14 protein-coding genes are annotated in these 14,525 nt (G+C 70.5%); 11 read left to right on the plus strand and 3 right to left on the minus strand.

The window, feature by feature from the left end:
- Positions 1-100 precede the first annotated feature (100 nt).
- The 5 genes from Psi02_RS15210 to Psi02_RS15230 all read left to right on the plus strand — a co-directional run bounded on the left by Psi02_RS15210 (position 101) and on the right by Psi02_RS15230 (position 4,433).
- Positions 101-748, plus strand: a complete 648-nt coding sequence (locus Psi02_RS15210) for a TetR/AcrR family transcriptional regulator (RefSeq protein ID WP_203974593.1) — start codon at positions 101-103, stop codon at positions 746-748.
- A 248-nt stretch (positions 749-996) separates the two neighbouring features.
- Positions 997-1,629: an NAD(P)-dependent oxidoreductase gene (locus tag Psi02_RS15215; RefSeq protein ID WP_203974595.1), complete on the plus strand. Its 633-nt coding sequence runs from the start codon at positions 997-999 to the stop codon at positions 1,627-1,629.
- 91 nt (positions 1,630-1,720) lie between these two features.
- Positions 1,721-1,861: a hypothetical protein gene (locus Psi02_RS15220; protein ID WP_203974597.1), complete on the plus strand. Its 141-nt coding sequence runs from the start codon at positions 1,721-1,723 to the stop codon at positions 1,859-1,861.
- Positions 1,858-4,035 (plus strand): MMPL family transporter, encoded by a 2,178-nt coding sequence (locus Psi02_RS15225; protein ID WP_203974599.1) that lies wholly within the window; start codon positions 1,858-1,860, stop codon positions 4,033-4,035. The genes Psi02_RS15220 and Psi02_RS15225 overlap by 4 nt, the downstream gene beginning before the upstream one ends.
- Positions 4,036-4,091: 56 nt before the next feature.
- Positions 4,092-4,433 carry a PH domain-containing protein gene (locus Psi02_RS15230; protein WP_203974601.1) on the plus strand — a complete coding sequence of 114 codons (342 nt, stop codon included), beginning with the start codon at positions 4,092-4,094 and terminating at the stop codon, positions 4,431-4,433.
- Positions 4,434-4,442: 9 nt separating this feature from the next.
- Here the strand turns inward: Psi02_RS15230 and Psi02_RS15235 are convergent, their stop codons facing one another.
- Positions 4,443-5,375: an AraC family transcriptional regulator gene (locus Psi02_RS15235; protein ID WP_239094904.1), complete on the minus strand. Its 933-nt coding sequence runs from the start codon at positions 5,373-5,375 to the stop codon at positions 4,443-4,445.
- A 141-nt stretch (positions 5,376-5,516) separates the two neighbouring features.
- On the opposite strand from Psi02_RS15235, the gene Psi02_RS15240 reads away from it, so the two are divergent.
- Entirely contained in the window at positions 5,517-6,599 is a 1,083-nt protein-coding gene (locus Psi02_RS15240; RefSeq protein WP_203974603.1) for an aldo/keto reductase, read from the plus strand.
- Between the two features lie 50 nt (positions 6,600-6,649).
- On the opposite strand, the gene Psi02_RS40710 is transcribed toward Psi02_RS15240, so the two are convergent.
- Positions 6,650-6,784, minus strand: coding sequence for a hypothetical protein (locus Psi02_RS40710; protein WP_275415197.1), 135 nt, complete (start codon positions 6,782-6,784; stop codon positions 6,650-6,652).
- A gap of 110 nt (positions 6,785-6,894) precedes the next feature.
- Positions 6,895-7,872, minus strand: a complete 978-nt coding sequence (locus tag Psi02_RS15245) for a helix-turn-helix transcriptional regulator (protein WP_203974605.1) — start codon at positions 7,870-7,872, stop codon at positions 6,895-6,897.
- Positions 7,873-7,989: 117 nt separating this feature from the next.
- Between Psi02_RS15245 and Psi02_RS15250 the strand changes: the two genes are divergently transcribed.
- The 5 genes from Psi02_RS15250 (at position 7,990) to Psi02_RS15270 (ending at position 14,492) form a co-directional block, all read left to right on the plus strand.
- Positions 7,990-8,733 carry an NIPSNAP family protein gene (locus Psi02_RS15250; protein ID WP_203974607.1) on the plus strand — a complete coding sequence of 248 codons (744 nt, stop codon included), beginning with the start codon at positions 7,990-7,992 and terminating at the stop codon, positions 8,731-8,733.
- Between the two features lie 241 nt (positions 8,734-8,974).
- On the plus strand, positions 8,975-10,903 hold the full coding sequence (locus tag Psi02_RS15255) for an NAD(P)-binding protein (RefSeq protein WP_203974609.1): 1,929 nt from the start codon (positions 8,975-8,977) through the stop codon (positions 10,901-10,903).
- 193 nt (positions 10,904-11,096) lie between these two features.
- On the plus strand, positions 11,097-11,783 hold the full coding sequence (locus tag Psi02_RS15260; protein ID WP_203974611.1) for a hypothetical protein: 687 nt from the start codon (positions 11,097-11,099) through the stop codon (positions 11,781-11,783).
- A 40-nt stretch (positions 11,784-11,823) separates the two neighbouring features.
- On the plus strand, positions 11,824-13,812 hold the full coding sequence (locus Psi02_RS15265) for a sensor histidine kinase (RefSeq protein WP_203974613.1): 1,989 nt from the start codon (positions 11,824-11,826) through the stop codon (positions 13,810-13,812).
- Positions 13,809-14,492 (plus strand): response regulator, encoded by a 684-nt coding sequence (locus Psi02_RS15270; RefSeq protein WP_203974615.1) that lies wholly within the window; start codon positions 13,809-13,811, stop codon positions 14,490-14,492. Before Psi02_RS15265 ends, Psi02_RS15270 begins: the two co-directional genes overlap by 4 nt.
- Positions 14,493-14,525 lie beyond the last annotated feature (33 nt).

Below are 14,525 nucleotides of genomic sequence, written 5' to 3' on the forward strand. Positions count from 1 at the left end.
CCGCGCCGTCGCCCACAGGACGAGAACGCGGGTGTCGCGAGGACAACACGAACTAGACTGTTCGAGTTACTCGGCGACCTTCAGCTCACAGGAGTCAGGGATGGCAGCCACACCGCGCGGCGCCGGGCCCAGGTCCCCGCAGCGCCCAGCGGCGCCGCTCATGGAGCGGCGGGCCGACGCCCGGCGCAACATCGCGTCCATCCTGGACGCGGCCGTGCTGCTTCTCTCCCGTGACGCCGACGCCAGCGTCGCCGACATCGCCAAGGCGGCCGGTGTCGGCCGGGTCACGCTCTACGGGCACTTCAGCACCCGCGCAGACCTCGTCGACGCTGTGCTGACGCGCACCGTGGAGCAGGCTGACGCCATTCTCGACGCGACCGACACGGCCGGTGACCCGCGCCAGGCGCTGACCCGACTCGTCGGCGCCTCATGGCAGATCGTCCACCGGTTCCGGTCCGTGCTTCAGGCCGCCCAGCGCGAACTTCCCGCAGAACGGATCCGCGCCGTCCACGACCGGATCCTGCATCGCGTCCAGACGATCATCGACCGCGGGCGACAGGCCGGCGTCTTTCGCGACGACCTCCCCGAGGAGTGGCTCGTCACGGTCGTGTTCAGCCTGATGCATGCCGCAGCCGAAGACAGCGCCGCCGGCGCGCTGGACACCGATGACGCGGCGCGGATCATCGCGGCGACGCTGCTCGCAGCCCTCACCGCGCCCGGTGCGACCGTACCCACGGTGAACCCGTAGCCGCCTGAACGCGCGGCAGTGCTCAGCACTACATCCCTGACCGGATGTGGAATCCGCCGGCCTACGCCGCCCGTGGTAGCGGCAAAGCCCTCCCCTGTCTGACGACCGGGACCGCTTGCGGCCGACATCGTGACCTCATCACACGGACGGCGCGGGTGGAGCGCCGGCTGGGGGACTTCGTCACCCGTTGAGGAATCCCGAGCCGGCGTGCCGCGATCACAGCACCACCGGTTGAAAGAGGGAAACGCATGAAGATCACGCTCTTCGGGGCGACCGGAGGCACCGGCGGTCAGGTGATCCGGCAGGCCTGCGACGCGGGCCATGAGGTCACCGCGGTGGTGCGGGACCCGGCCCGGCTCACCGAATCGCATCCCCACCTGACGGTGCTGCAGGCCGACGTGATGGACCCCGCCGCGATCGGCCCGGCCATCGACGGGCGTGACGCCGTGGTGTCGGCGCTGGGCTCCCGTGACGGGCGGGTGCCGACCACCGTCTGCACGGACAGCACGCTCAGCATCATCAAGGCCATGCACACCGAAGGCGTGCGACGACTCGTCGTGGTCAGCGCCGGCACCCTCACCACCGACGGCGACGGACCAATGACCCGCCTGATCCTCAAACCGATGCTGGGCAAGGTGCTCAAGCACACCATCGCCGACAAGCGCCGGATGGAGGATGTCATCCGCGCCAGTGATCTGGAGTGGACGATCGTGCGTCCGCCGATGCTCACGGACGGGCCCCGAACCGCTGACTATCGCAGCGCCGTCGACCGCAACGTGCGCGGCGGGATGCGCATCTCGCGCGCCGATCTCGCCGACTGCATCCTGCGTTGCCTGGTCGATCACGACCCGATCAATGCCGCGATCTCGATCGGAAACTGACCCGGCCATCGGGCACCGCATGCCCCCGCACCCGGCCGCCATGCCATCCATCGACGCCCTATCCACCCATGTCATCACCACAGGAGATGCGATGCCGGTCATCGTCGACGACCATCAGGCCGATGCCTGGAACGGTTACCAAGGCCACCATCGGGTCGACCATCACGAGCGCCACAACGCGGTGAACGACGGGCTGAACGAGGCCGTCCACCCCGGGGCGTCGCGAGCATGAGCACCGGCGCCGAAGTCCGCAGCCCGGCCATCATCCAGTTCTCCCGCTTCGTACTCCGCCACAAGCTGGCGGTGACACTGTCCTGGCTCGTGCTCTTCCTTGCCGGTGGCGCGGCCTCCGGCCAGCTGTCGGGCCACCTGTCCCACGACTTCTCCTTTCCGAACGCGGCCGGCGACAAGGCGAACCACGCCATCCTGACCGCCTACGGCACGGGAGCCGGCACATATCCGCTGGTTCCCGTGATCGTCCTCCCCGACGGAACCACCGCCGACGACCCGGCGGTCGAGCAGGCGTTCAACGCGGCGGCCGTCACCCCGCGGATGCGGGTGGTGTCCTATCCCTCCACCGGCGACCACCGGTTCGTCGGCGCCGACGGGCGGACCGTCTTCGGACTGGTCTTCACACCGCCCGCCCGTGGCGCGTCCACACCCGACTACGGCGGGCAGATCACCCGGGCGATGGCGAGCGTCCTCCCGGCGGGCGCGACGGTGCACGTGACCGGAATCAGCGAGCTGTCCACCGCGGACGACACCGGCTCGGGCAGCAGTGTTCTGACCGAGACGCTGATCGGTGGGCTCGGTGCGCTCATGGTGCTGGCCTTCGTCTTCGGCTCGTTTCTGGCCCTGGTACCGCTGCTGGTGGCGGCCGTGTCGATCCTCACCACGTTCCTCATCGTGCTCGGGCTGACCCAGGTCTCCGACGTGAGCTTCATCGTCCAGTTCCTGGTCGCGCTGATCGGCCTGGGCGTGGCCATCGACTACTCGCTCCTGCTGGTCACCCGATGGCGGGAGGAGCGGGCCCACGGCTACTCCGGCGACGAGGCGGTACACCGCGCGATGGCCAGTGCCGGGCGGGCCGTGCTGTTCAGCGGGGTGACCGTGGCCATCGGGCTGATCGCGCTGGTGGTTCTGCCCGTACCCTTCATGCGCAGCGTCGGATATGGCGGGATGCTCGTCCCCCTGGTCAGCGTGCTGGTCACCCTCACCCTGCTGCCGGTGCTGCTGGCCGCTGTCGGGCACCGAGTGGATTGGCCCCGGGTACGCCGGGAGGAGTCGGCCAGCCGCGTCTGGCGGGCGTGGGCCGGTGGTGTCGTCCGCGCCCGCTGGCTCGCCGCCGCCGGCGCGCTGATGGTCCTCGGCGGTTTGGCCGTCGCCGGTTCGGACATCAAGCTCGGCGACGCCCACAGCGCCGCGCTCGCTCGCTCGGCCCGGCCGGCCGCCGCAGCCGGACTGGCCGACCTGACCCGGGCCGGGATACCCAGCGGCGTGCTGACCCCCATCGAAGTGCTCATCCCCGCCGGCGCGCAGCCACCGTCGACGCTGGACGGCCTGCCCGGCACCTTCGCGGCGGTCGCGCCATCCGACCCCGCGTGGCACCAGGCCGCGACGCGGCTGCTGGTCGTGCTGCCTGGCGACGAGGCGAGCAGCGACGCCGGTAAGGCCACCATCACCCGGGTACGCGATGTGCTGCACCGTGTGCCTGGCGCGCAGGTGGGCGGGCTGGGCGTATTGGAGCAGGACGCCGAAAACGTGCTCTACGGACCGTTCCCGCTGCTGCTCGCACTCATCGGACTGATCACCTTCGTCCTGCTGACCCGGGCGTTCCGCTCAGTGTTGCTGGCGCTCAAGGCGGTCGTGCTCAACCTGCTGTCCCTGGCCGCCAGCTATGGAGTGCTGGTCCTCGTATGGCAGAACGGCCACGGCTCACATGCCATCTGGGGGGTACCGGCCACCGGCGCGATCACCTTCTGGGTACCGCTGATGGGCTTCGCCTTCCTCTACGGGCTCTCCATGGACTACGAGGTATTCATCCTCGCCCGGATGCGGGAGGAGTACGACCGCACCGCGGACACCCGCACAGCGATCGTCGAAGGCCTCGGCCGTACCGGCAGGCTGGTCACCAGCGCCGCGCTGATCCTGTTCCTTGCCTTTGTCTCGCTGGCCACGGCGCCGGGCACCGACATCAAAATCCTGGCGACCGGACTGGGCGCGGGCATTCTGCTCGACGCGACAGTGGTCCGCAGCCTGCTGGTGCCGGCCACGGTGTCGCTGTTCGGCCGGTGGAACTGGTGGTTGCCCGGTTGGGCCGCCCGCCTGTTGCGCGTTCCGGCGGTGCCGGTCGACGCGACGTCCACGTCCGTCGCCGGCCCGGCTTCCCGTACCGCGGTCGGCTGAACCGGCGGCCGCACCAGCCGGGCCGCCGCCCTTCAACGGCGTCCTATCATCCTGCTGTGTACGACGACGGCCTGGTGACGTGTACTGACGCAGAGTTGATCATCAACAGGTACTACTTCCCCTTCGGGTCGGCCAAGCGGATCCCGCTCTCCGGCATCCGTGGGGTGCGGTGGATGCCGCTCCCCCACGGAAGCCTGCGGATCTGGGGTTCCGGCGACTTCGTGCACTGGCTCAACCTCGATTTCGGCCGATCCCAGAAGAAGGCCGCGCTCGTCATCGATCTCGGCCGCAGGATCGTGCCGGTGATCACGCCCGACGAGCCGGCCCGGCTCGTGGCGGAGCTCGCCGCCCACGGGATCGCCACCAGCGGGTTCCCGCAGGGCCCCGCACGGGCCTGATCGCGCTCGTCACACCGGTGACGGGGTGCAGCTGAGATCCCCGGCCTGCTGCCGCAGCCGTGCGGCGTCCTGCCCCGGCGGCACGCCGAACAGCCGGCGGTACTCGCGGCTGAACTGCGACGCGCTGTCGTAGCCGACCGTGAACCCGACGGCGGCCACATCCCGCGAACCGCTGAGGAGCAGCAGCCGGGCCTCCTGCAGGCGAATGCGCTTCTGGTACTGGATGGGCGTCATCGCGGTGACGGCGCGGAAGTGCCGGTGGAACGCCGACGCGCTCATCCCCGAAATCCCCGCGAGGTCGTCCACGCGGATCGCCTCCGCGTGGTGGTCGCGGATCCATCGGATGGCGCGGCCGACGTGGGACAGGCGGCTGTCGGCGAGGCCGATCTGGCGGACCGTCGCCCCCTGCTCGCCGGTGAGCAGCCGCCAGTGGATCTCCCGCTCGATCATCGGTGCCAGCACCGGCGCGTCGGCCGGGCGGCCGAGCAGTCTGACCATCCGCACCATCGCGTCGAGGAGGTCGTCCGGGGCGTCGCTGACCGCGACACCCCGCGGAGTCTCGGATCTTCGGCCCGGCTCACGCGTGTGCGCGGCGGGCCCGGCCTCCAAGATGAGCGACGCGATGACGGCCGGGCTGAGAGTGAGGCCGCAGCCGAGGAAGGGCCGCTCCGGACTGGCCTGCGCGAGTTGGCCGGTCACGGGCAGGCCGACCGAGACCACCAGGTACTGGCCCGCACCGTAGTCGTAGATCCGGTCGCCCAGAGTGAGACGTTTCGCGCCTTGCGCGACCACGGCGAGCGTGGGCTCGGCGACGGTTGCCGTGGGAGGGGACGGCTTGTCGGCCGCCGACAGCAGCAGGCCGCCGACGGCGGGGCCGGATCGCCCGGCATGGCGGGTGATCAGGGAACGCAGCTCGTCCAGGGACACGTTCGATTCAAGCATCGAGCGCGGAGCCTTCCATCCCGGTCCCGCCGAAGTCGACAGGATCGTGCAAGACACCGGCAGTATCGATCTAACGTTTGCGCAGGTCATGCCGCTTTACTCGAAGGGCTGGTTTCCACCCACGAGTACAGGAGCACAAGCATGGCGCTCGATTCCTACGTGAGCCTCGGTCACTCCGGCCTCAAGGTGAGTCCTTTCTGCCTGGGGGCGATGAACTTCGGCGAGGACGGCGGGATGGGCTGCGGCGTCGAGGAGTCGCAGAAGATCCTGCAGACCTACCTCGACCGCGGCGGGAACTTCGTCGACACCGCCAACTTCTACACGAACGGCCACTCGGAGAAGATCATCGGCGATTTCTTCGCCCAGCGCCCCGGGCTGCGCGACCGCGTCGTCCTGGCGACCAAGTTCTTCTGCAATCTGCACGTGGGCGACCCGAACGGCGGCGGCGCGGGCCGCAAGGCGATCTTCGGGCAGGTGGAGGACTCGCTGCGCCGCCTGCGGACGGATTACATCGACCTCTACTGGCTGCACAACTACGACTGGTCCACGCCCGTGGAGGAGACTCTGCGGACGCTGGACGACCTCGTCACCGCGGGCAAGATCCGATACGTGGGCTTCTCCGACACTCCGGCCTGGTTCACCGCGAAGGCGCACACCATGGCCCTGCTGCGCGGCTGGACGCCGATCACCGCACTTCAGATGGAGTACTCCCTGCTGGAGCGCACGATCGAGGGCGAGCTGATCCCGCTGGCGCAGGACGCCGGCATGGGCGTGCTCCCCTGGAGCCCGCTCAAGAGCGGTTACCTGTCCGGGACGTACACCCGCGGCAACGGCATCCCCGCCGGCACCAGGCGCTCGGCGGTGCTCGGCGCGCCCAGCGAGGCCCAGTTCACTGTGATCGACGCACTCGCCGCCGTCGCCGAGGAGGCCGGTGCGAGCTCCGCCGCGGTCGCGCTCGCCTGGGTGCAGAACCGCCCCGGCGTCACCTCCACGATCATCGGGCCCCGCCGGCTCGACCACCTCGAGGCGAACCTCGCCGGGCTGGAGGTGCGGCTGACCGAGGAGCAGACCGCCCGCCTGGACGAGGCGTCGGCCCCCACGCTGAACTTCCCCGCCGAACTCAACCGCCGGGTCGCGCCCATGCTCAAGTACTCGGGCGCCACCGTCGACGGCCAGAAGTCGTCCGTCTACCCGCCTCTGCTGGAGAGCACGACCCGCTACTGAGCCGGCCAAGGCAGCGACCTGCGGACCCTCGCCGGCCTCCGGCCCGCCTACTACGACGAGGACGTCGCCCGGCGGTTCCCCCAGATCGCCTGGAACGTCACCGCCGCCAACGCGAGCCAGATCAACGACGGCAGCGCCGCGGTCCTGATCACCACCGGCGAGACCGCCGCGAAGCTCGGCCTCACCCCGCTGGCGCGCCTGCACAGCTTCGCCGTCGCGGGTGACGACCCCCTCTACATGCTGACCGCCGTCATCCCCGCCACGCGTCAGGTCCTGCGGCGGACTTTCCTCCGGCTCAGCCGAGTCCATAGGCCCGGGCAAGTACGCGCACGGTGTCCGCCATCATCTGACGCAGTTCCAGGGGTGCGACGACCTCGACATCGACACCGAGTCTCAGCAGTTCGCCGCAGGCATGCTCGACGCTCTCGATGGGGATGACCGCCTCGATCCAGTCGTCGCCGTCGACCGCGGTCGCCGTGGAGTCGAAGGACCGCACCACCTCCGGGGGGACATTGGCGGCCAGCCGTTCATGCCCCCGGGGGGACAACCGGATGGTGGCCGTGCCCGTATAGCGACGCGCATGGAAGTCGTCCAGGTAGGACGACCAGTATTCACTCAGGACGAAGCCCTCCGGCCGGTCGAAGCGCTCGTCGCTCAGCACCGCGTCGAGGACCTGGGTGACCCGGTAGGTGGCGGTTCGACCCTGAGCCGCAGCCACGAGGTACCACGTGCCCGACTTGAGCACGAGGCCGTAGGGGCGCAGTCTGCGGTTCACCTCCTGTGGTTCGCGCCACCGGCGGTATCGGACGTCCACCGCACGCCGTCCGAACAACGAGTCCACGAGCAGCGGTAGATGCGGCGTCACCTCCACTTCCCTGTACCAACCGGGAGCATCCAGGTGGAACACCGCGTCGGTCCGCGTCGCCTCTTCACGCAGGGCGACGGGCAGCGCGGCCAGCAACTTCACCCGCGCCGCGGTGACTTCCGCGGCGAGTCCGAGGTCGGCGGCGGGCGCGGGCAGGCCGGCGAGGAACAGCACCCGGGCCTCGCCCTCGCTCAGCCCGGTGAGGCGGGTGCGGTAGCCGTCGAGCAGCTGGTAGCCGCCGGCGCGGCCATGCTCGGCGTAGAGCGGGACCCCGGCGGCCTGTAGGCGATCCAGATCACGGTAGGCGGTCCGCACGGAGACCCCCAGCTCATCGGCCAGCCGCCGGGCGGACATACGGCCACGTGTCTGGAGCAACAGCAACATCGACAACAACCGGTCGGCAGACATAGGAGGATTTTGCTCCTAAACACTGACAGCTTCTGGCACGCAAGCCCCCTACCGTCGGTCCTGGCCGTCCCACCCGGCGCGGACCGAACGCGAAGAACGTGAAACCTGGAGCTCGCTGTGACCAGAACCGGCCCCGCAGGCCATCCCGCTGTACTTGAGCTTCGCCAGTACACACTGCGCCCCGGCCGCCGCGAGGAGCTCATCGAGTTGTTCGAGCGGGAGTTCATCGAAACCCAGGAAGAGACCGGGATGATCATCCTCGGCCAGTTCCGGGACCTTGACGACCCTGACCGCTTCATATGGCTGCGCGGCTTCCAGAACATGGAGACCCGGCGAGAGGCGCTGTCGGCCTTCTACGGCGGGCCGGTCTGGGCCGCACACGGCCCCCAGGCCAACGACACCATGGTTGATTCCGACAACGTCCTGCTGCTGCGGCCCCTGCCGGCCGACAGCGGTTTCGCGGTGCCGTCCCCGTCCGAACGGCCGCAGGTCGGCGCCGCGGCACCGGACCGGTTCGTGGCTGCCACGCTGTGGCACTTCCCGCCAAGCCGTCAGGACGGCACAGAGCTGATCCGGAACGGTCTCGTTCCCGCACTGAACAGTGCGGGGCCCGCTTCGCTCGCCGTGCTCACCACGGAGACAGCCCCCAACACATTTCCCAGACTTCCGGTCCGCACCGGGGAGAACATCGCCGCGGTCTTCACCTCGTACGCGGACGAAGCCGCTCACCGCCGACACGTCGCCGACGTGCTGGCCCGTCCCCTCGTACAGGACGGGATCCTTTCGGACATCGAGCGCGCGCAGGCCGCGCCCCCCCAGTCTCTGCGGCTGGCGCCCACGGCCCGCTCACTCATCCGCTGAGGCCGCGGGCGCCGTCGCCTTCGTCGGGAGAGCGTGGCTGGAGCCCGGAGTCGGCTCCAGCCTTGTCTCGCGCGCGTACCTCGCACCGCAAAATTGGTCAAGACCGGAATAACCCTGGTTATCCGTCGTTGCCACGGCTCCGAAATACGGATTTCGTCGTCATTTTCGGATATCTCGAATGATTCATTGACTGAGTCGTTATGTGCTTCTAGCGTCCGCAGCATCCGTCGATCATCACGACATGGCGAGGTGCCACGTGGCCAAGTTCACCGACGACGAGTTGGGCATGAAGCGGGGAATCACCCGGCGGGACCTTCTGAACGGAATGCTGGTGGGCGGCGGCGCGGCGGCGCTGACCGCGGCGTTGCCGGGGGGCGCGGCGCACGCGTCCAGCGGGCACGGTGGCGGTTCCGCGTATCCGCCGGGCAGCAACGGCGTCGTCGGCCAGACGGACGCCGCACGGACCGTCGGCCACAATGTCACCTTCGGCGGCGCCCACCCCGGACCGGCTCGTGACCTGCGTGAACAGTATGACCTCGTGGTCGTGGGCGGCGGCGTGAGCGGCCTGGCCGCCGCGTATTTCTATCGGAAGGCCTTCGGCTCCCGCGCTCGCGTCCTGGTCCTCGAGGCCCTCGCGGACTTCGGCGGCCACCAGCATCGCAACGAGTTCCGCGTCCAGGGCCGCATGCTGCTGAGCAACGGCGGCATGGTCAACCTCGACAGCCCCGACACGTGGAACTCCCCCTCGCTGAACCTCATGGAGGACCTCGGCATCGACTTCGCGAAACTCGCCGAGGGCGTCGACACCGGCTACTACACGTCGAAGGGGCTCGGCACCGGCTACTTCTTCCCGGAGGAGAGCTTCGGCGCCGACACGCTGGTCAAGCGAGGCGCGAGCGAACCGCTCAGCACGTTGATCGCCCGGCTGCCGCTGTCGGAGACGGCGCGCGCGGACATCCTCAAAGTGGAGAACACGACAGAGGACTACTTCCCCGGACTCAGCGACGCGGACAAGAAGCAGCGCCTCGCCCGGATCAGCTACGCGGACTACCTGCGCCGCCACGTGGGCGTCGGCGAGGAGGCGCTCGTCTTCTACCAGCGCCGTACGCACGGGTTGTGGGGAACCGGCATCGAGGCGGTCCCCGCCGGAGACTGCTGGGGAACCGGCCTTCCCGGCTTCAAGGGGCTCGGGCTCGAGCCGACTCCGTACAACGGCATCGGGCGAACGCCGGCGATGTCCCTGACCACGACCGACGAGGAGCTCTACTACTTCCCCGACGGCGGCGCCACGGTGTCGCGGCTGCTGGTGTCGCGGCTCGTCCCCGGGGTGTTCTCCGGACGCCAGACGATGGAGAGCGTCATCACCGCCAGAGCCGACTACGGAAGGCTCGACCGGTCCGGCGCGGACGTGCGGATCCGGCTGAACGCCATGGCCACAGACGTGCGGCATCGGCGCGGCACCCGTGGGCCGGTCGACGTCGAATACGTCAGCGGCGGCAAGACGTACCGGGTGAGCGGATCGCACGTCGTCATGGCCTGCTGGAACAGCGTGGCCTCCTACATCGTCCCCGGCCTCCCGGCCGCCCAGGTCGAGGCCATGCGCTACGGGGTCAAGGTGCCGCTGGTCTACGCCAGGGTCGCCCTCCGGGACTGGCGGGCCTGGGAACGGGCCGGCATCTCGCGGGTCACCCCGTACGACACGTTCTGGGACAGCTGCTCCCTCGCGACGCCCACGCACCAGGGCGGCTACGAGTCGGCCCGCCGGTCCGACCAGCCGATCGTCGTCACGCTCTCCAAGACGCCGAACCAACCCGGCCTGCCGATCACCCGGGACCAGCACAGGGCCGGGCGCCGCCTGTTGCTCGAGACGTCCTTCAGCGACTACGAACGCGAGATCCGCGACCTCATGCAACGTGCTCTCGGCCCGAGCGGCTTCCGCGCCTCCAAGGACATCATGGCGATCACCGTGAACCGCTGGTCGCACGGGTACGCGTACGAGTACAACTCGATCGCCGATCCGGTGATCTTCAAGCCCGTCGCCGAGCAGCCGTTCGTCCGCGCTCGCCGGCCCTTCGGGAACATCACCATCGCGAACTCCGACGCCGGAGCCTTCGGATACACCCACGCCGCCATCGACGAGGCCGCCCGGGCGGTGAAGGAGCTCACCTGATGGCCCGGCGCGATCCGCGCTGACGCGGATCGCGCCGTCACCATGAAGGAATCGGACGGGGGCGCACCGGCGGCGCTCCCGTTCCGGAATCCCCGCCCCGCGGGACGCCGGTCTCTGTCTCCGGGATCACCTCCGTTGCCACGATTGCGCTGGCGCCGATCCTCGGTGCGAGAACTCGTGAAGGGAGTGCGTCATGGTTGATTCGAGGTGGCGCGTCGTGGCGGGGGTCGCCTGCCTGCTGGTGGGTTCGATCGGACAGCTCACGCAGTACCTGGTGACGCCGGTCCTGGGCGGCGACGCCGCCGCGGCCGACCAGATCCGCGAGGTGGCGGCGCACCTGCCCGAGATGCGGCTCGCGCTGTGGCTGGACCTTCCGGTGATCCTGGTGATCCCCGCCGTCCTGTACGTCGGGGCGGTCGCGGGCAGGTCCCGGCTCGCCGCCACGGGAACGGTGCTGGCGTTCCTGACGTCGCTCGGCGCGAGCGTCCTGGTGGCGGGCGACGCCCTCTACTACGAGGCCGCCCTGCGGGCCGACCAGGCGGGGGTCGTCGCCCTGGTCGCGGCGTACCAGGCGAACGGGCTGGTCAGCGGCCTGCTCGTGGCCTACCTTCTGGGCCACGCGGTCGGGTTCATCCTGCTGGGCATCGCGCTCGCCCGGGCACGTGCCGTGCCGGTGTGGGCGGGGGTGGCGTTGTGCGTGTCGCCTGTCGCGGAGATCGCGGGGCACGCCTCGGGGACGTCGGCGCTGGCGGCCGCCGGCTACGCCCTGCTGGTCGTGGCGTTCGGCGCCTGCGCGGCGGCTCTGGTCCGTAAGGGTCTGGCCGGTGTGTCCACCGGGGCGGGGAGTCCGGTCGCGTCGACGGCCTTCACGGCCTCCTGAGGATGCGCCGGCGCCTCGCGCGACGTATGAATGGATCTCGATGAACCGATCCAGACTCCTCATCGCGGTCACCCGCACCGCCGTCGCCGTGGCCGGTCTCCTGGCCCTGGCGGCGGTGGCCGTCGCGCTGCTCCACCGGCATGAGGCGCTGGACCTGGTGCTCGCGGCCATCGCGGTGGGCTTCCTGTCCGTGCCGATCGTGGGCGGCGCGGTGGCCCGGGCCGATCCGTCCAACGCCGTCGGCTGGATCCTCGTGGCCGCCGGAATCGGGATGCCGTTGGTGATCGGGGCCTACTTGTACTCGAAGGCGGCTTACTCGTACGGCGTCCCTCTGGAAGGCGCGCGGCTCGCGGGCTGGCTGGACGGCTGGCCTTGGGTGCTCGCCCTGGGGCTCGTGCCGACCTTCGGCCTCCTGCTGTTCCCGGACGGCCGGCTGCCCTCCCGCCGCTGGCGCCCGGTGTCGTGGGCCTGCGCCGCGGTCGTCGGCGCGCAACTGGCCTCGACACTCTTCGCGCCCGGACTGCTCGACCACCCCGAGCAGGACAACCCCACCGGCCTGCCGGGGCCCGCCGGCGCGTTCGCGCAGGGCCTCGGCGGCACGATCGCCCTGGTCGCACCGCTCACCACGCTGACGGCGCTGTCGGTCCACCTGCGGCGGCGCAGGGCCGGCGGCACCGCCGACGCCGCCCCTCTGGCGCTCGTCACACCGGCCGCCTGGCTGATCGCGGCGTCCTGGTGGACCTGTCTCGCCATCAGCGTGGCGAGTGACGACAGCATCAACGCATTGCCGTACGAGGCCGTCGCCATGGTGAGCCTCGCGGTGACCGCGTGGATCGCGATCCGGCGGTACGGCCTGTTCGACGCCCGCCTGGTCGTCAGCACAACTCTGGTGTACGGCACGCTGACCGCCTCGGTGATCGGTCTGTATCTGGCGGTCGCCGCCGGTGGGGAGCGGCTGGCGTCGGACACGGTGAGCCATCCACTCGCCGTCGCGGTCGCCGTGCTGGTGGCGCTGCCCCTCCGCGACCTGTTGCAGCGGGTGGCCAACCGCCTGGTCTACGGCTATCGCGACCGCCCCTACGAGGCACTGGTGCGGCTCGGCCGCCGGCTGGAGGACGCCGCGGCCTCCGACGAGGTTCTCCCCGCGGTCGCGCGAACCGTACGCGAGGTGTTGCGTCTCCCCCACGTGGCCATCGAGATCGGCGAGGAGACCGTCGCGGCGGCCGGACGCTCGGCGGGCACGTCGCCAGAAGAGTTCCCCCTGGTCTTCGCCGGAGAGACCATCGGAACGCTCATCGCGGAACCCCGTGAGGCGGGCGGTCCCTTCACCACGGAGGAGCGGCGGCTGCTCGCCGGGATCGCCGGCCAGATCGCGGCGGCCGGGCACGCCGTCTCGGTCACCGCGGACCTGCTCCGCTCCCGCGAACGGCTCATCGCCGCCACCGAAGAGGAACGCCGCCGCCTCCGGCGCGACCTCCACGACGGCTTGGGGCCGGGCCTGGCCGGCGTGGTCCTCGGACTGCAACGCGCGCGCAGGCATCTGGCCACGGACCCGGCCGCCGCGACGAGCCAGCTCGACGAGCTCACCAGCCAGACCCAGCAGGCCGTCGCCGAGGTGCGCCGCCTCGTCTACGGCCTGCGCCCGCCCGCGCTGGACGAGCTCGGCCTCGTCGGCGCGCTCCACGAACACGCACGCGTGCTGGGCGGGATCACGGTCGACGGCCCGGACCCGGCTCCGGCCCTGCCCGCCGCCGTGGAGGTGGCGGCCTACCGGATCGCCCTGGAGGCGATGACCAACTCCGCCCGCCACGCCCGCGCCGCCACGTGCACGGTCCGGGTGCGCATCGACGGCGCCCTGCACCTGGAGGTCGCCGACGACGGCGCTGGGCTTCCCGCGGAGTACCGGGCCGGGGTCGGCATCTCGTCCATGCGGGAACGCGCGACCGAACTCGGCGGCTTCTGCGCGATCGAGCGCCTGACCCCCACCGGCACCCTGGTCCGTGCCACGATCCCGTTGGAGCCGGAATGACCGCCGACAAGCCGATCCGCGTCGCGATCGCCGACGACCACCCGATGTTCCGCTCCGGGCTGCGCACGCTCGTCGAGGAGAGCCCGCACCTCGAGTTCGCCGGGGAGGCCGGCGACGGCGAGGAGGCCCTCGCGATCTGCGCCGACACTCGGCCCGACGTCATCCTCATGGACATCCGGATGCCGGGCACGAGCGGAGTCGAGGCCACGCGCCGCATCCTGGCCGGGCAGCCCGCGATCGGCGTCCTCATGCTCACCATGCTGGAGGACGACACCTCCGTCTTCGCCGCCATGCGCGCCGGCGCCCGCGGTTACATCCTCAAGGGCGCGGCGCCGGACGAGATCGTCCGCGCCGTCGTCGCGGTCGCCGCGGGTGAGGCCATCTTCGGTGCCGCCCTCGCCACGCGCATGGCGCACTTCTTCGCCACCGGCCCACGCGGCGGCGCCCACCCGTTCGCGGCCCTGTCCTCCCGCGAACGCGACGTGCTCGACCTCATCGCGGCCGGTCACTCCAACGCCGTCATCGCCGCCCGGCTCGCTCTCAGCGAGAAGACGATACGCAACAACGTGTCGAGCATCTTCGCCAAGTTGCAGGTCGTGGACCGGCCCACGGCGATCGTCCGGGCGCGGGAGGCGGGACTCGGCACACCGAACAGCGCACGCGGCGACACCCCCGTGTGAGCTTCGTCTCGTGCGCCCTCCCCGACTCGACGA

This window comes from Planotetraspora silvatica (genome assembly GCF_016863315.1).
In the GTDB taxonomy this organism is placed as follows: domain Bacteria; phylum Actinomycetota; class Actinomycetes; order Streptosporangiales; family Streptosporangiaceae; genus Planotetraspora; species Planotetraspora silvatica.